Here is a 17,415-nt window from a genome sequence, read left to right as displayed (position 1 = left end):
TTCCTGGGCGCAGCGATTGCGCCCACCTCTTATCTCCCGTCCCGACTATCATTTAATCATTATCCGCATTGTTAGCAGATTGAAAATTCAATAACATCAAACTGTTTTGAATCGTCTTTCCCTTTACTCAAGGTACGAGAGCAGGATCAATGAAAATACAAACCCAGCTGTTGAGTGCATTAGCGTTAAGTGTCGGGTTAACTCTCTCGGCGCCATTTCAGGCCATTGCGTCGATTCCAGGCCAGGTTCCCGGCCAGCCCGCGCTTCCCAGTCTCGCCCCGATGCTCGAAAAGGTGCTGCCTGCCGTCGTTAGCGTGAAGGTTGAAGGCACCGCGACCCAAACGCAGAAAGTCCCGGAAGAGTTTAAAAAATTCTTTGGTGATGACCTGCCGGATCAGCAGGCGCAGCCGTTTGAAGGGCTGGGTTCTGGGGTCATTATCGACGCCGCGAAAGGCTATGTTCTGACCAATAACCACGTGATTAATCAGGCGCAGAAGATCAGCGTCCAGTTGAATGATGGACGTGAGTTCGAGGCTAAACTGATTGGCAGCGACGATCAAAGCGACATCGCCCTGCTACAAATTCAAAACGCCAGCAAGCTGACGCAAATCGCCATCGCCGACTCGGATAAACTGCGCGTCGGTGATTTCGCCGTGGCAGTCGGTAACCCGTTTGGCCTGGGGCAAACCGCAACTTCCGGTATCGTCTCGGCGCTGGGGCGCAGCGGGTTGAATCTGGAAGGTCTGGAAAACTTTATTCAAACCGACGCCTCAATTAACCGCGGTAACTCCGGCGGCGCGCTGCTTAACCTGAACGGTGAACTGATCGGTATTAACACCGCCATCCTTGCGCCTGGCGGCGGCAGCGTTGGGATCGGTTTTGCCATCCCCAGTAATATGGCCCGCATCCTGGCGCAGCAACTGATTCAGTTTGGTGAAATCAAGCGCGGTCTTCTGGGCATTAAAGGCACCGAAATGACTGCCGACATCGCCAAAGCGTTCAAAATGGACGTACAGCGCGGTGCCTTTGTCAGCGAAGTGCTGCCGAACTCCGGTTCCGCCAAAGCGGGCATTAAGTCCGGCGATGTGATCACCAGCCTCAACGGTAAACCGCTCAACAGTTTTGCCGAACTGCGCTCCCGAATTGCCACCACAGAACCCGGCACCAAAGTGAAGCTGGGCCTGTTGCGTAACGGCAAGCCGCTGGAGGTGGAAGTGACGCTCGATACCAGCACCTCGTCGTCTGCCAGCGCAGAGATGATTGCCCCGGCATTGCAGGGGGCGACGCTGAGTGACGGTCAGCTTAAAGACGGCAGTAAAGGCATCAAAATTGACAGCGTTGAAAAGAGCAGCCCCGCCGCACAGGCTGGTCTGCAAAAGGATGATGTGATCATTGGGGTCAACCGTGACCGGGTGAACTCGATCGCCGAGATGCGCAAAGTGCTGGAAGCCAAACCGTCCATTATCGCGCTACAGATAGTCCGCGGTAACGAGAGCATTTATCTGCTCCTGCGCTAAATCCAGGCTGCCGGACATCAGCCTCGCGTGTGATGTCCGGTTAACTCGTGATATGCTGCTGCCGTTCCCTTTATTAATGACGCCTCCATCATGTTAGTGAAGCTCTTACGTTCGGTCGCAATTGGTTTGATTGTTGGCGCCATTCTTCTGGCCGCCATGCCTTCGCTTCGCAAAATCAACACGTTTTCTGCGCCGCAATATGACAGTGCCGACGAGACGCCCGCCAGCTATAACTCTGCGGTACGTCGCGCGGCCCCTGCTGTGGTCAACGTCTATAACCGCAGTATGAACAGCACCGCGCATAATCAACTGGAAATCCGCACTCTGGGTTCCGGTGTGATTATGGATCAGCGCGGCTACATCATTACCAACAAGCATGTGATCAACGATGCCGATCAGATTATCGTCGCTTTACAGGACGGACGAGTGTTTGAGGCGCTGCTGGTCGGCTCCGATACGTTGACCGATCTGGCGGTACTGAAAATCAATGCCACTGGCGGTCTGCCGACGATTCCGATCAATGCCGGACGTTCACCGCATATCGGCGACGTGGTGCTGGCGATCGGTAACCCCTATAACCTCGGACAGACCATCACTCAGGGCATTATCAGCGCTACGGGGCGCATCGGCCTGAACCCAACCGGACGACAGAACTTCCTGCAAACGGATGCTTCTATCAACCACGGTAACTCCGGCGGCGCACTGGTGAACTCGCTGGGCGAACTCATGGGCATCAACACACTGTCATTTGATAAAAGCAATGACGGCGAAACGCCAGAAGGGATCGGCTTTGCCATTCCGTTCCAGTTGGCGACCAAGATTATGGATAAGCTGATCCGCGATGGTCGTGTTATTCGTGGCTACATTGGGATTGGCGGTCGTGAAATCGCCCCACTGCACACCCAGGGCGGTGGCATAGATCAGATTCAGGGGATCGTCGTCAATGAAGTGGCACCTGATGGCCCAGCGGCACAGGCCGGTATTCAGGTTAACGATCTGATTATCTCCGTGAACAGCAGGCCCGCAGTCTCCGCACTGGAAACGATGGACCAGGTGGCAGAGATTCGCCCCGGATCGGTGATTCCGGTGATTGTCATGCGTGATGATAAGCAACTGACGCTGCAGGTCACCATCCAGGAATACCCGGCAACGAATTAACCTTAATTGAGATGTAAAAAAACCGGAGCCCGCTCCGGTTTTTTATGCGTCTCGATGAGTTTGTAGGCCGGATAAGGTGTTTACACCACCATCCGACAATCGCACTTATTTGTTAACGAACTCTTCGCCTAACTGAATATCTTTCTTCAGGGTATCCAGCATGCCTTCCAGCGCGTTCTGCTCGAATGCGCTCAGTTTGCCGATAGACTGACGCTCTTCCACGCCGTTTTTACCCAGCAGCAGCGGCTGAGAGAAGAAACGTGCGTGCTGGCCATCGCCTTCAACATAGGCACATTCTACAACGCCTTTTTCGCCCTGCAGTGCGCGAACCAGTGAAAGACCGAAACGCGCGGCCGCCTGGCCCATAGACAGGGTTGCCGATCCGCCACCCGCCTTCGCTTCAACCACTTCAGTACCGGCGTTCTGGATACGTTTGGTCAGGTCAGCCACTTCCTGGTCAGTGAAACTTACGCCTGGGATCTGCGACAGCAGTGGCAGAATGGTCACGCCAGAGTGTCCGCCGATAACCGGAACTTCAACTTCAGTCGGCAGCTTACCTTTCAGTTCCGCTACAAAGGTGTTGGAGCGGATAATGTCCAGCGTGGTCACGCCAAACAGTTTATTTTTGTCGTAAACGCCCGCTTTTTTCAGTACTTCTGCGGCAATAGCGACAGTGGTGTTCACCGGGTTGGTAATGATACCGATGCAGGCTTTCGGACAGGTCGTCGCGATCTGCTGTACCAGGTTCTTCACGATGCCCGCATTGACGTTAAACAGGTCGGAACGGTCCATACCCGGTTTACGCGCCACACCTGCGGAGATCAGCACCACATCAGCACCGTGCAGTGCCGGGGTCGCGTCTTCACCGGAGAAGCCTTTGATTTTCACAGCAGTTGGGATATGGCTCAGATCTACAGCCACACCGGGAGTCACTGGAGCGATGTCGTACAGGGAGAGTTCTGAACCTGAAGGCAGTTGGGTTTTTAACAGTAGTGCAAGCGCCTGGCCGATACCGCCAGCTGCGCCGAGGACTGCGACTTTCATCCTAAACTCCTTATTATATTGATAAACTAAGTGTTTGTTGCTCCGCGGCGGCGACGTTAAACCACAATTTCGATGAACACAATCACCCGTATTCAATTCTGTGTAGTCACGCGAATTTAGCTTTTATGCATTTAATTGACGTAACCCGAAGATGTCTGTGCTGTAGAGCAACTTTCCAACAGGTGGTGACAATATACCCTACTGCCAGCCCAAAACAACATCAATTTGATAACAATTAATTTACTTTTAAGCTTATTTGCGAGGCGTGACATAGGCATGTTTCTTGATAACGAAATTTGATAAAATTCCGCTCTTTCATAACATTATTTCAGCCTTCATTTGGGCAGACCGTTTGCATAAAAATTCATCTGTATGCATAATAATGTTGTTTCCACTCTCATACTACGGGTGACTTATGCGAAGCTCAGCTAAGCAAGAAGAATTAGTTAAAGCGTTCAAAGCGCTACTTAAAGAAGAAAAATTCAGCTCTCAGGGCGAAATTGTCCTCGCATTGCAGGATCAGGGCTTTGATAACATCAACCAGTCCAAAGTTTCACGCATGCTGACAAAGTTTGGGGCTGTTCGTACCCGCAACGCAAAAATGGAGATGGTGTACTGCCTCCCGGCTGAACTGGGCGTACCCACTACCTCCAGCCCGCTGAAAAACCTGGTTCTTGATATCGACTTTAACGATGCGGTGGTGGTGATCCACACAAGCCCAGGTGCGGCGCAATTGATCGCCCGCCTGCTGGACTCCCTGGGCAAAGCAGAAGGTATTCTCGGAACCATCGCCGGGGATGACACCATTTTTACCACTCCGGCCAATGGCTTTACGGTGAAAGATCTCTACGAAGCCATTCTTGAACTGTTCGAACAAGAGCTTTGACCCTTCCCACCCCGCCGCCGACGTGGCGGGGTAAAACCCTGCATTAACGTCCGTTCTCCGTTAATTTAACTGCCGCTTATTTAGCAAATAGTGCGTTTATCTGCCCAAAATCATTCACACAGTGAATATGCAAACTAAAAACCGCACAAATCGCAAAATTTAATATCCATATGATTTTATTAGATATAAATAAAATCCCATGACTTTTTAATTCCAGATAAGCATAAAAAACAAAATTTTCATTACTTACCCATCAGTGAAACAATTAGCGTGGTATTAATTTATCGCGTGATTAGTGTATACTTGATTTTGTGATGAGGGTCACGAAACGAAGACCCCCAATAATAAATTCGACGAGGTACTTATCATGAAAATCAAAACAACTGTTGCTGCGTTAAGCGTTCTCTCTGTTCTTTCTTTCGGCGCATTCGCCGCAGATTCTATTAGCGCAGAACAAGCACAAAATCGCGAAGCGATTGGCTCTGTCTCCGTAAGTGCAATCGGCTCCAGCCCAATGGACATGCATGAAATGCTGAACAAAAAAGCCCAGGAAAAAGGCGCATCAGCCTATCAAATCACCGAAGCGCGTAGCGGTGACACCTGGCATGCCACTGCCGAATTGTACAAATAAACCCTCGTCGTCTAGTCCGACGACCTTGCCCCCGACTGTCGGGGGCTTTTTTTATCTCTCAATGACGAACATTAAAACGCAGTTGACCTTCCAGCTCTTCTTCCGCTTCATCAAACAACAAAATCAATGCGCCATAACGTCGGCGTGATTTGTCGGGTAGATGCACAAACTCGATCTCCAGCGGTAACGGCAGCGCTTCACTCATGATGATGTCCCACAGAGAGTCGAGGTCACTCACTTTCTCTTTGGCAAGGCCGAACATCCGCGCAAACTCACGATAGAAGTCGTCCTGATCTTCAATTTCATCAAAATCAAATGTATAGATATTCATCTATTGCCACCTTCCCGACCTCAGTCTGACTACAGGCCGCCAATATGCAGGGTTTTCACTTCCAGAAATTCGTCTAACCCCAGCACCGATCCTTCACGACCCAGTCCGGACTCTTTCACCCCGCCAAACGGTCCCAGTTCGGTGGACACTGCACATTCGTTTATCCCGATCATGCCGCTTTCAATGGCCTGGGAGACACGGAACACCCGTTGCAGGTTTTGCGTATAGAAGTAAGCGGCCAGGCCAAACGGCGTGTTGTTCGCACGCTGAATCACCTCTTCTTCGCTGGTAAAGCGGAAGCAGGCGGCAACAGGACCGAACGTTTCTTCACTCGCCAGCGTCATGCCATCACTGCACTCACCCAACACGGTAGGCTGCCAGAAGTTGCCGCCGAGCGCGTGCGCTTTCCCGCCCGCCAGCACTTTCGCCCCTTTCGCAACGGCATCTTCAACGTGCTCACGCACTTTATCGACCGCTGAAGGTTCGATTAGCGGTCCCACGACCATACCCTCATCCAGACCATTCCCCACCTTCAATGCCTGAACCGCATCGGCCAGTTTTCGGGTGAATTCATCGTAGACGCTCTCCTGGATATAAAAGCGGTTCACGCTGACGCAGACCTGCCCGGCATTACGGAACTTATTGGTGATAGCGCCTTTCACCGCCGCATCGATATCGGCATCGTCAAACACGATGTAGGGGGCATTACCACCCAGCTCCATCGACACTTTCTTCATGGTTTCTGCCGCGTTACGCACCAGCGTTTTACCGACTGCCGTTGAACCGGTGAATGAAATTTTGCGCACCTCATGGCTTGCCATGATGGCGTCGCTGATTTCCGGCGTATTGCCCGCTACGGCGTTGAGAACGCCATCGGGCACCCCCGCTTTCTTCGCCAGCGTAAGTAGTGCAAAGGCACTCAGCGGCGTGTTATTGGCCGGTTTTATCACCCCGGTACAGCCCGCCGCCAGCGCCGGGCCAAGCTTACGGGTCAGCATCGCCATCGGGAAATTCCACGGCGTGATTGCCGCCACCACGCCTATCGGTTCGCGGGTCGCCAGAATGCGGGAGCCGGGTTTGATCGGCGGGATGATTTCACCGTTGGCGCGCTTCGCCTGCTCGGCAAACCATTGAATAAAGCTGGCCGCGTACTCCACCTCACCCTCGGCTTCTTTCAGCGGTTTACCCTGTTCGATGGTCATCAGCCGTCCCAGCCAACTCTTGTTTTCGATGATCAATTCATACCAGCGGTACAGAATCGCCGAGCGCTCTTTTGCCGTTTTTGCCCGCCAGGCAGGAAATGCCTTACTGGCCGCCGCAATGGCCTCTTCGGTCTGTTGTTTCCCCGCTTTCGCCACCTTCGCGATCGTTTCGCCCGTTGCCGGATTAAGCACATCAAAGGTGGTATCAAGCGTTTTCCACCGCCCATCAACCAGATATCCCGTCTGAAAAAGTTCGTTGTCCTGAAGCGTTTGCATGCTGTTTTCTCCTTCTGATGTCCTGAGTTGCGCACATCGAATAAGTATAGCCATAAAAAAACCGACGCTTTTGGCGTCGGTTTCTGTGGGTTAGCTGTCGGTTAGTGCATGCTGGTACTTGTGCAACATGCCGGTCAACCGTTTCACCGGTTCGGTGACCTGCGGCGGCGCTTCCCAGACCCGCAGTTTTTCCTGATACACGTCCAGTTCGTCTAATAGCTGACCAAAGTAGCGTCGGCGCTTGTCATCATTCACGGCAGAAATGACGTGATCCGCCGTACGACGCAACTGCTGGTGGAAGGCGGAGAGATCGCTATTGACCGGAATCGGCGCATCCCGCAGGCGCTGGTGCGCAATGATCATTGTCAGCGCCAGGCGGAACTTCGGCAAATCACCGGGGAATTTGTTCATCAACAGAAACAGCTGCTGATAGAGCGCGGGAAGATGGTTCTCTTTGCGTCGCACCGCGTTGGTGGTCATCGCCGACACCGCCGCAGAGACGAACTGGTTGAGCAGCACGCGGCCCGTACGGTCGCGCGAGTTATCGCGCACAATCACGATGACCAGAAAGGCCAGTACACAACCCACAATCTGCCCTAACGCACTGTCCAGGAACAGGCTGAAGTGGAAGGTCATCGGGTTATCCAGCACGATAATGTTAATGGTACTGGCCAGCGCGCCCATAGAGCCCAGTCGCCGCTTCTGTACTTCGATCCCCAGAAAGAACCCCAGTACCGCGAGACTCAGACAGAGCAGCAGCATGCTTTGCTGGGTATTGGGAAGGATCACCAGAAAATAGAGCGCCCCCAGGGGTAGCGCGGCAAGCGTCCCGTAAATAAAGTCAATGGCGACCATGCGCGGATTCGGCAGACGCATCGCCAGCGAGGTGACCACCGCAATCATCACCATGGCGCCGTTACCGGAGGTCCAGCCGGTCCACAGCCAGAACAGCGTCCCCAGCACGCAAGAGATCGTGGTGCGCCAGAAGTTCACCATGGCATGGTGGCGCTCGGCAGATTCGACTTTCACCACGGGTTCATCCTGCAGCACCTCCTCTTCCGTGGCGCTGATTTTGGTATTGCTGATCACGCCACGCTTGAGCAGCAGATAGCGCGTGGCCGCTCCGGCCCAGGTATACAGCGTAACGGGCGTTTCGCGCTCACCGGTCCATGCAATCACCCGGCGCAGACGCTTAAGCTGTTTATGCACATCCTGCGCGGTTTCAACCGGCATGGCGAAGAACTCACGAAAGGTATCGGTGATCAGCTCAGGACGCGTGTTCTGGATCAGGTAGGTTTCGCAGGATTGCGTAATCATGGTCAGCGACAGCGTATTAATCGCCTTCAGGCGGCGATTCGCCCGCGCCCAGCGGGAGGATTCCATGTTCAGGTTGCTACGCATTCCTTCCAGCGCGGTTGCCCGACGCACCAGCGAGCCCCAGGCCTTATCCACGTCTTCGCTATCACCATGCTTAATGCACAGCTGCATCAACTGGTACTGCGCCACCAGCAGGCTATCCAGTTCGCGATCCACCTCCTGTTTGATCGATCGCGGAGAAAAAATCAGATCCGCCATAATGGCGCAGACAATACCAATGACAATCTCACTACAGCGCTCTACGGCAAACTGCGGCGTCAGCAGCGGCTCGGTTTGAATGGTAATGACGATAATCAGCGCTGTGTAGCCCGATAACCCCCACGCATAGGAGTTCTCGACGCGGACCAGCGAGGAGATCCAGGTACAAAAACCCGCCCAGATACAGCAGACAAGAATCATCAGCAGCGGTGCGCGGATCATCGCAATGATGATCGCCAGCGCCGCAATCGAACCGATAAACGTCCCGACGATGCGCAACATCCCACGATAGCGAATCGCGCCGGAGTACGGTTCGCCGCCGGCGGCAAAGGCCGGGCCCGCCGCGACAATCGCTGCCGTCAGTACCGCCCAGCGCGGCGTTTCAAGCTGAAAGTGGAAGCCAACAAACAGCGCGAGAACAATCGCACAGGCCAGTTTGACCGCAAAGCGAATGTGCTGGTTGGCGATGGAAAAAATGCCCATCGCGATTAACCAAATTCGCGCAGACGATGCGCCATTTTGCGGAAGAACGAGTCATTATTTTCATCACGATCCTGCTTGCCGGTGATCACGACAGTCGCGGTGGTACCGGCTGGCCACAGGTTTTCCTGCTGATCGTCAAGCTGGATCCGTACCGGAACGCGCTGCGCGAGGCGTACCCATTCCAGATTCGAATCGATGGTCGCCATGCCTTTATCGTCGCGCGTGCTGCTGGCATTGGTGACCCCTGCCGCGATGCTATCGACTCTCCCTTTTAAAACCTTGTTGCTGCCCAGCGGGGTAATTTCTGCGCGATAGCCAGGGCGTACGCCTTCCAGTTTGGTCTCTTCCATATAGGCCAGTACATAGAAAGAGTTCTGTTTCACCAGCGCCACGGCGGTTGACCCCCGGGTGATAAACTCACCGGTATAGACGTTCAGGTTGGTCACCCAACCATCCGCAGGGGCACGAATGACGGTACGTTCAAGATCTAACTTTGCGAGATCGCGGGTCGCCTGCGCTTTGGCAAGCTGATGTAATACGGTTTGCAGAACGTTGTTGGCCTGATCGATCTCTTCACGAGACATCGCCTGGACGCCAAGACGGTTACGACGTCCGGCTTCCTGGCGTTTCTCTTGCGCCAGCACCTGGTAATAGGCGACATCGGCTTCAGCTTCTTCCAGTGCTTTTTGGTAACGCGGTTGATCGATGGTGAACAGCACCTGATCTTTCTTCACCAGATCGTTATCGTGGACATTAACATGCGTGATAAGTCCGGCAACATCCGGCGCGATGGCAACCACGTCCGCACTGAAGCGGGCGTCACGCGTCCATGGTGACTCAGTGTAATAGACCCAGGTGCGGAAAATAGCGATGAACGCCAGGATGACCAGAACGAGGGTAATGGCCGTACGGGAGATTTTTCTTGTTAGTGTTTTCACTTCAACCTCAAACGAACAGGCGCGATATCAAGTAAAAGAGACAGCAATACAGCGCAGTATTAAACAGCGCCGGATGCCAGACAAAATCATAGATGCCCGTAGGCACCAGCACCCGGCGCACCAGCCAGAAAATCGCCAGTGACAGAAGCAATTCAAAGAATATCGGTGGGAAGGAAAGACCAAACACCACGATAACGGGAAACAGACTCATGTTGACCTTGATATTTTAGAGAGTGCAGGCGATGCAGTTTTCAGCTGATGTCGACGCGGAGAAGGGCAAGGAAAGCCAGGCGAGAGCGACACAGCCTTTATTTGAATAATAATATATTACCGTAACTGTTATGCTGTTATCTATAATATGTGATCTAAATCACTTTTAAGCCAGAGTGAATAATGGAACGATTAAAACGCATGTCGGTGTTCGCGAAAGTGGTGGAATTTGGTTCCTTCACCGCCGCTGCCAGACGGTTACAAATGAGTGTTTCGTCGATCAGCCAGACGGTGGCAAAACTGGAAGATGAGCTGCAGGTTAAGTTGCTGAACCGCAGCACGCGCAGCATTGGGCTTACTGAAGCCGGAAAAATTTATTATCAGGGCTGTCGGCGTATGCTGCATGAAGTGCAGGATGTTCATGAGCAACTTTACGCCTTTAACAACACGCCAATTGGTACGCTGCGCATTGGCTGTTCTTCAACCATGGCACAAAATGTCCTCGCGGGGATCACCGCCAAAATGCTCAAAGAGCATCCAGGCCTGACGGTCAATCTGGTCACCGGCATTCCGGCACCCGATCTGATTGCTGACGGCCTGGATGTCGTCATCCGCGTGGGCGCCCTGCAGGATTCCAGTCTGTTTTCCCGTCGCCTGGGCGCGATGCCGATGGTGCTGTGCGCAGCGAAAAGCTATCTCGCCCAATACGGTATACCGGAAAAACCGGCCGACCTCACCAACCACTCCTGGCTGGAATACAGCGTGCGTCCGGATAATGAATTCGAACTGATCGCCCCGGAAGGGATCTCCACGCGACTGATCCCACAAGGGCGATTCGTCACTAACGATCCGATGACCCTCAACCGCTGGCTGACCGCCGGTGCGGGGGTCGCCTATGTCCCGCTGATGTGGGTGATCAACGAGATCAATCGGGGCGAGCTTGAGATCTTACTGCCGCGCTACCAGTCCGATCCGCGTCCGGTCTATGCGCTGTATACCGAAAAAGACAAACTGCCACTGAAAGTGCAGGTGGTGATTAACTACCTGACCGACTATTTCGTCGACGTGGCAACGATTTTTCAGGGAATGCACGGACGAGGAAAAGAGAAATAGACACCTTATTCAGGCGAGACAATAGCGGATAACGGCCAAAAAATCCCGTTATCCGCCAGAAACATGCCTGCCGTCTGACTACGCCTCATCCACCCAAATCCGCATCTCCCCTTCACCGCGGTTGGCCCAGCTAAACCATGGGATAAACGTCAGCGTGTGATCCTGACGCACACCGGGGGCGGTGTCGTAGTGCCACAGCGGCTGCTCGCCCTGCTGTTTTGGGCTTTGCCGGTATCCCTGCGCCTGAATCAGAACGTTATGCGCGAAAATACCTTTCCCTTCGATGGCGGTAAACGCGCTCTCTTTCGGCAGGCTCAGATTATGCAGTAACGCGCCGTTGTCGGCTTCTTCCAGACAGTACACCAACGGCCCGCGTTGTAGCGCGACTTTACCCGCCACGTGGCGCACCTGCGGATTGCCGTAAACACGGCGTACCGGCATTGGCAGCGTTAACGTGAGGGTATCGCCCGCTCCCCAGTCACGGCGGATATGCAGATAGCCCTTGCGTACCTCACCCTCGGCAGGCGAACCGTTGAGCAACACCTGTGGCTTGTCGCACCAGTCCGGCAGCCGCAGCGCCAGCGTATGCGCCACCGGCTGTGGGGAGTCGATACTTATCTCCACCCGTTCCTGCCAGGGGAAATTACCGCTAATTTTCAGGCCCAGCTCACCGCCATTGACCGGAACCGTTACGCGGTTGCCGATATACAGGTTGATATAGAGCGCTTCCGGGTGCGGCGTATAAATATAGTGACCAATAGAGGTCAGCGTACGCGCGATATTCGGCGGGCAGCAGGCGCAGCCGAACCAGCGCTGACGAACAGGTTTGATGTGATCGTAAATATGGTTGAATTTCAGTACGTTTGGCTGCACTTCCAGCGGATTCACATAGAAGAAATGCTTGCCGTCCAACGCCATGCCGCCCAACACAGTATTGTAGAGCGCGCGCTCCATCACGTCGGCGTACTGGCTGTCGGCTTCCATTTCCAGCATCCGACGCGCAAACATCATCAGGCCGATGGAGGCGCAGCTTTCGGCGTATACCGTATCGTTTGGCAGATCGTAGTCGCAACTGAACGCTTCACCACGTCCCTGCGAACCGATACCGCCGGTGATGTACAGTTGGCGCTGCGCCATGTTTTTCCACAGACGCAGGCAGATCTGGCGTTTTTCTTCGTCCTGACTTAAGCGCGCCAGATGTGCCACGCCGGTCATCAGGTAGACAAAACGCACCGCGTGACCGACGGCCGTCTGTTGCTCCGCTAACGGTAAATGCGCCTGGCTGTAGTCCTTATCGTGCGTCATCCAGCCCGCGCCGTAAATCAGCCAGTGCGAAGTGCCACCGCGTTTTTCAAACTCAATGTCGTAATAGTGCGGCTGCGTACCGCGCGCTTCGACAAAATAGCGCGACAGATTCAGATAGCGCGGCTCCTGTGTCACTTCATACAGCCGCATCAGCGCCAGCTCCACCTCCGGGTGGCCGGGATAACCGTGCAGCTTGTGCTCTTCTTTGCCGAATACGCTGTCGATATAGTCAGCAAAGCGGCACACCACGTTCAGCAGGCTACGCTTGCCGGTGGCCTGAAAGAAGGCGACGCCCGCTTCAATCATATGTCCGGCGCAGTAAAGCTCGTGGCATTCGGCCAGATTGCTCCAGCGCTTATCCGGCGCTTTGGCGGTGAAATACGTATTCAGATAACCGTCTTCACACTGGGCGGCGGCAATCAGCTCGATCACCTCGTCGGCGGTTTTCTCAAGTTCCGCATCTGGCTTCTGGCACAGCGACCACGCCACCGCCTCCAGCCATTTCGCCACATCGCTGTCCTGGAACACCATGCCGTAAAACTCCCCCTGCTGCCGCCCGGCGGCGATACGGAAGTTTTCAATCGCATGGCTGGGTTCCGCTTCCGCAATACGATCGTTAAGCGCATCCCACTGATAAGGGATTACCACATCGCGCACCAGTTGCTGGTACTGGCCGAAAAACGGATCGCTGACCTTAAGCCGGTGGAGATCCACTTCCATGATTTCAGGTTTCATTTTTTTGCTCCTACAGGGCCTGGGCGTGACGCTGGCGTAAATCACCGGAAATACGGGTCATCATCGGGTTATTGAGTTTACAGGCGCGGATAGACAGCGCCAGCAGCAGGTGGAACAGTGCGGGCAGCAGGCTTTCCATTGAGAAAATCCCCTGCAATGACGCGGGCGTCTGGTTTTCCGCCCCTGCCCTGTAAGCAACGGCAATAAACACCAGGCTGATAATCCCGGCGCTGGAGGCCCATGCCAGCTTGATAAAGAACAGGTTGAAGGCAAAGTTCATGCCGGAGGAACGCACGCCGGTTTTCCACTCGCCGTAGTCGTCGGCAAAGGCCATCAGCGAAAAGTGCAGCGGTAGGGTAAAGCCAAGGATAATGCCGTTCCCGAGGATCACGACCAACCATAACGTCTGCCAGTCAGGACTGGCGGGCAGAAACCACATAATGACCGCAAGTAAAGCTAACACCAGGTTGGTGTGATAGTAGAGTTTGACCGTATCAATGCGGCGCGACAGCAGGTTAACCATCACCGAACCGATAATGGAAGCGAACGTCACCATGGTAAAAAACAGCGAGGTGTAGGCGGTGCTGCCCTGCAACACGTAGGTGATGAAGTACATGTAGCCACCACCGCGAATATTAAACACGTTAATCAGCAGGAATGACATCAACAGCATCAGCAGTAACTGGTCGTTTTTGCGCAGGCCCGCCAGATGTTCGCGCAGGGAAAAGTGGCCCATCATGTTGAGCGACACCCGCTCACGTACCCAGAAGAAGCAGCACAGGAACATTACCACCGCGACGGCGCACAGTACGCCGACGCCAAGCTGGTAACCCTGCGCGGTGTTGCCATGGCCGAGCGTCTCCACCAGCCACGGCAACCCGACGGAGACCAAAAAGCCCGCCACACCGCACAGCACAAAGCGCCAGGACTGGCAGGCAATGACTTCAGTGTGGCGCGTGGTCATGGTATTGATTAGCGCACAATAAGGAACGTTAATCGCGGTATAGCTCACCGAAAGCAACAAATACGTACCAAAGGCCCAGGCGATTTTGACCCCCATTGATGCGTCCGGAACGGTAAAGGTCAGTACGCCGATAACGCCGATGGGCACGGCGATCCACAGTTGCCACGGGCGAAAACGCCCCCAGCGGCTGCGGGTACGGTCAGCAACCGCGCCCATAATCGGATCGGAAATAGCGTCGAAAACGCGCAGCACCAAAAACAAGGTGCCAACCAGTGCGGGCGTCAGCCCGAAGACATCGGTGTAGAAAAAGGTCAAAAAGTTCATGATCAGGCAGGTGATCACCGTGCCACCCGCGTCGCCCAGCCCGTAGCCAATCTTTTCGCGGATCGACAATTTTTCGTCGGGATGACTTCCGGCAATATCCGTTTCCGTCAGTGATGTAGAGGTCATAAAAAGGTTCCTCGTCTGAAGCAGATTTATCCCGATAAATTCGCAGGATTCCGGTTTTAATAAGAAAATTCAGATGTCATTTTGCCCGGAATTACCGTGCCAACAAGGCGATAAACAGGTATAAAAAGATGACGATTCCGACCTGCCGGAAAAACTGTGATGCCGATCGGCAAATATCAAATAACTTTTTATTAATCATATAGAAAGGTTATTTTCGCCTAAAAAAACGCGAGAAATTACATATCCATGCTTGATTTATCCATAGCGCTTCCGATTAGGGTACAAAACGGCGGTTTGTTCATCTCGCGCGGCGTAGGCAGCCATCCGGCACGCAGGCTGGAATCCTGGGAGTTGATTTTTGTACAACAGGGGACGCTGACCATTAGAGAGAACGACGTCCAGTTTGAGGTTAAGGCCGGAGAAAGCTTGTTGCTGTGGCCTCAGCGCCGCCACGTCGGGATTGGGGATTTCCCGCCGGATCTCACATTTTACTGGGTGCATTTTGACGTGCTGCCCGCGACAACAAATCCGACGCAGTTACTCTCGTTACCACAGCATATCAGCGTCAGCAGCCCACAGTACGTCATGTCGCTGTTTCGTCAGTTTTTAAGCGAACAGGAAAACAGGCGTCACGGCCCGGCACTGGAATTTATTTTGCTGTTGATTTTGCAGCAAATCGCCTCAGCGGCGGGGAGCGAAACCCACGGTGATAGCGCTGGCGTGGCGTTGGCCTATAAGGCGCGCAAGCAAATTCGCACCCAGTATCACCTGCCACTCTCCACATCGCAGCTTGCCCGGGAGTTGCATTGTAACGCCGATTACCTGGGACGGGTTTACCGACGGATATTTCATATGACGATGACCGAAGCCATTCATCGACAGCGCGTCAGTGCCGCAGAAAAACTGTTAATTAGCGATTCGCTGGCACTCAGCGAAGTGTCGGAAAAGTGTGGATTTAATGACGTTGGATATTTTCGGCAGATTTTTCGCAAGCATACTGGCCTGACGCCAGCCGCATGGAAACGGCGATATTGTAAGGAACATATCAATTCAGACTGAAACAAGCGCTGGCCGGATGGGGCGTTTTGCCGCCATCCGGAAAATAGGGCTACGCAGTACCGCCGACGGTCAGGTTATCCACCTTCAGCGTCGGTTGACCCACACCAACCGGCAGGCTCTGGCCTTCTTTGCCACAGACGCCGACGCCGTTATCCAGCTTCAGGTCGTTTCCGACCATCGAAATCTGCTGCATCGCTTCGATACCCGAACCAATCAGCGTGGCTCCTTTCACCGGCTTCGTTACTTTGCCATTCTCAATCAGATAAGCCTCTGAGGTAGAGAAGACAAACTTACCGGAGGTGATATCCACCTGACCGCCGCCAAAGTTTGGCGCATAGATCCCGTACTCTACGGACTCAATGATCTCCTGCGGCGTGGATTTGCCCGGCAGCATATAGGTGTTGGTCATGCGCGGCATCGGCAAATGCGCGTAAGACTCGCGGCGACCGTTCCCGGTCGGCGCCACGCCCATCAGTCGCGCATTCAGTTTGTCCTGCATGTAACCTTTCAGAATGCCGTTTTCGATCAATACGTTGTACTGACCCGGCGTCCCTTCGTCGTCAATAGCCACGGACCCCCGGCGATCCGCCATCGTGCCATCGTCCACCACGGTACACAGCTCAGAAGCCACCAGTTCACCCATATGACCGCTGAATACCGATGTGCCGCGACGGTTAAAGTCTCCTTCCAGACCATGCCCCACTGCTTCATGCAGCAGCACGCCCGGCCAGCCGGCACCCAATACGACAGGCAGTGTCCCGGCGGGCGCCGCGACCGCAGACAGGTTCACCAGCGCCATACGCACGGCCTCTTTCGCCCATACGTCGGCGCGGACGTCGCCGTCCAGATCCGCGAGGAAATAATCATAACCAAAGCGCCCGCCGCCACCGCTGGCACCGCGCTCACGTTTACCGTCTTCTTCCACCTGCACGCTGACCGACAGACGCACCAGCGGACGCACATCGGCGGCCAGCGTCCCGTCGGTGGCAGCAACCAGGATCAATTCATACACGCCGGTCAGGCTCGCCGACACTTCCTGCACGCGTTTATCCGCTTCGCGGGCGACTTTATCGACGCGGCGCAGGATATCGAGTTTCTCTTCACGGCTCATGCTTTGCAGCGGATCGACAGAAGTGTACAGCGCCGGATACTCCACGGCACCGAGGGTCTTCACTTTCCCGTCGCCATTGTCTCGCACGATGGTACGCGCGGCGCGCGCGCTCTGTTCCAGCGCCTGCAGGCTGATCTGGTCAGCATAGGCAAATCCGGTTTTTTCACCGCTCACAGCGCGAACGCCAACGCCCTGATCGATATTGTAAGAACCATCTTTAATGATGCGGTCTTCTAAAACCCAGGATTCGTGATAGCTCGACTGAAAATAGAGATCGCCGTAATCGAGACGACGTTCGGCCAGTTGGCCCAGAATGGCAAACAAATCCTGATGTTTCAGGCCGTTCGCCGCTAGCAATTGTTCACTTACCAGGTTCAGACTCATCGTTATTGCTACTCGTTAGTGACTGCGATAGAGGATCTATGTA

Annotated in this window: 15 protein-coding genes; 6 read left to right on the top strand and 9 right to left on the bottom strand. The window is 54.2% G+C overall.

Annotated elements, in window-relative coordinates:
* The first annotated feature begins 149 nt into the window (after nucleotides 1-149).
* Both degQ and degS read left to right on the top strand, forming a co-directional pair.
* Nucleotides 150-1,517: a serine endoprotease DegQ gene (degQ, locus tag ACERJC_RS21975; protein WP_152406180.1), complete on the top strand. Its 1,368-nt coding sequence runs from the start codon at nucleotides 150-152 to the stop codon at nucleotides 1,515-1,517.
* A 90-nt stretch (nucleotides 1,518-1,607) separates the two neighbouring features.
* Nucleotides 1,608-2,675: an outer membrane-stress sensor serine endopeptidase DegS gene (gene degS, locus ACERJC_RS21970; protein WP_152406181.1), complete on the top strand. Its 1,068-nt coding sequence runs from the start codon at nucleotides 1,608-1,610 to the stop codon at nucleotides 2,673-2,675.
* Nucleotides 2,676-2,780: 105 nt separating this feature from the next.
* Here the strand turns inward: degS and mdh are convergent, their stop codons facing one another.
* A complete protein-coding gene (gene mdh / locus ACERJC_RS21965; protein ID WP_178822969.1) occupies nucleotides 2,781-3,719 on the bottom strand; it encodes a malate dehydrogenase in 939 nt (312 codons plus the stop codon).
* Between the two features lie 415 nt (nucleotides 3,720-4,134).
* On the opposite strand from mdh, the gene argR reads away from it, so the two are divergent.
* Both argR and yhcN read left to right on the top strand, forming a co-directional pair.
* On the top strand, nucleotides 4,135-4,605 hold the full coding sequence (gene argR / locus ACERJC_RS21960) for a transcriptional regulator ArgR (protein ID WP_042324992.1): 471 nt from the start codon (nucleotides 4,135-4,137) through the stop codon (nucleotides 4,603-4,605).
* A 367-nt stretch (nucleotides 4,606-4,972) separates the two neighbouring features.
* Complete coding sequence (gene yhcN / locus ACERJC_RS21955; RefSeq protein ID WP_042324990.1) at nucleotides 4,973-5,236, top strand: peroxide/acid stress response protein YhcN; 264 nt, start codon at nucleotides 4,973-4,975, stop codon at nucleotides 5,234-5,236.
* Between the two features lie 58 nt (nucleotides 5,237-5,294).
* Here the strand turns inward: yhcN and ACERJC_RS21950 are convergent, their stop codons facing one another.
* The 5 genes from ACERJC_RS21950 to aaeX form a co-directional block, all read right to left on the bottom strand.
* Complete coding sequence (locus ACERJC_RS21950; protein WP_152406183.1) at nucleotides 5,295-5,567, bottom strand: barstar family protein; 273 nt, start codon at nucleotides 5,565-5,567, stop codon at nucleotides 5,295-5,297.
* Nucleotides 5,568-5,596: 29 nt separating this feature from the next.
* Nucleotides 5,597-7,045 carry an NAD-dependent succinate-semialdehyde dehydrogenase gene (locus ACERJC_RS21945; RefSeq protein ID WP_373672486.1) on the bottom strand — a complete coding sequence of 483 codons (1,449 nt, stop codon included), beginning with the start codon at nucleotides 7,043-7,045 and terminating at the stop codon, nucleotides 5,597-5,599.
* A 90-nt stretch (nucleotides 7,046-7,135) separates the two neighbouring features.
* On the bottom strand, nucleotides 7,136-9,103 hold the full coding sequence (aaeB, locus tag ACERJC_RS21940; protein WP_152406185.1) for a p-hydroxybenzoic acid efflux pump subunit AaeB: 1,968 nt from the start codon (nucleotides 9,101-9,103) through the stop codon (nucleotides 7,136-7,138).
* A gap of 5 nt (nucleotides 9,104-9,108) precedes the next feature.
* Nucleotides 9,109-10,041, bottom strand: coding sequence for a p-hydroxybenzoic acid efflux pump subunit AaeA (aaeA, locus tag ACERJC_RS21935; protein ID WP_152406186.1), 933 nt, complete (start codon nucleotides 10,039-10,041; stop codon nucleotides 9,109-9,111).
* A gap of 7 nt (nucleotides 10,042-10,048) precedes the next feature.
* A complete protein-coding gene (aaeX, locus tag ACERJC_RS21930) occupies nucleotides 10,049-10,252 on the bottom strand; it encodes a p-hydroxybenzoic acid efflux pump operon protein AaeX (RefSeq protein ID WP_000051841.1) in 204 nt (67 codons plus the stop codon).
* Between the two features lie 182 nt (nucleotides 10,253-10,434).
* Between aaeX and aaeR the strand changes: the two genes are divergently transcribed.
* Nucleotides 10,435-11,364: an HTH-type transcriptional activator AaeR gene (aaeR, locus tag ACERJC_RS21925; RefSeq protein WP_152406187.1), complete on the top strand. Its 930-nt coding sequence runs from the start codon at nucleotides 10,435-10,437 to the stop codon at nucleotides 11,362-11,364.
* A 78-nt stretch (nucleotides 11,365-11,442) separates the two neighbouring features.
* On the opposite strand, the gene ACERJC_RS21920 is transcribed toward aaeR, so the two are convergent.
* Together ACERJC_RS21920 and ACERJC_RS21915 are read right to left on the bottom strand one after the other, a co-directional pair.
* Nucleotides 11,443-13,404 carry a glycoside hydrolase family 127 protein gene (locus tag ACERJC_RS21920; protein ID WP_373672485.1) on the bottom strand — a complete coding sequence of 654 codons (1,962 nt, stop codon included), beginning with the start codon at nucleotides 13,402-13,404 and terminating at the stop codon, nucleotides 11,443-11,445.
* Nucleotides 13,405-13,414: 10 nt separating this feature from the next.
* A complete protein-coding gene (locus ACERJC_RS21915) occupies nucleotides 13,415-14,818 on the bottom strand; it encodes an MFS transporter (protein WP_286631735.1) in 1,404 nt (467 codons plus the stop codon).
* 246 nt (nucleotides 14,819-15,064) lie between these two features.
* Here ACERJC_RS21915 and ACERJC_RS21910 point away from each other — a divergent pair, with 246 nt between their 5' ends.
* Nucleotides 15,065-15,877: a helix-turn-helix domain-containing protein gene (locus ACERJC_RS21910; protein WP_152406190.1), complete on the top strand. Its 813-nt coding sequence runs from the start codon at nucleotides 15,065-15,067 to the stop codon at nucleotides 15,875-15,877.
* Nucleotides 15,878-15,926: 49 nt separating this feature from the next.
* On the opposite strand, the gene tldD is transcribed toward ACERJC_RS21910, so the two are convergent.
* Nucleotides 15,927-17,372, bottom strand: coding sequence for a metalloprotease TldD (gene tldD / locus ACERJC_RS21905; RefSeq protein ID WP_152406191.1), 1,446 nt, complete (start codon nucleotides 17,370-17,372; stop codon nucleotides 15,927-15,929).
* Nucleotides 17,373-17,415 lie beyond the last annotated feature (43 nt).

This window comes from Citrobacter telavivensis, assembly GCF_041807075.1.
In the GTDB taxonomy this organism is placed as follows: Bacteria; Pseudomonadota; Gammaproteobacteria; order Enterobacterales; family Enterobacteriaceae; genus Citrobacter_A; species Citrobacter_A telavivensis.
Note: the sequence above shows the minus strand (reverse complement) of the source record. Positions and strands in the feature narration are given on the sequence as shown.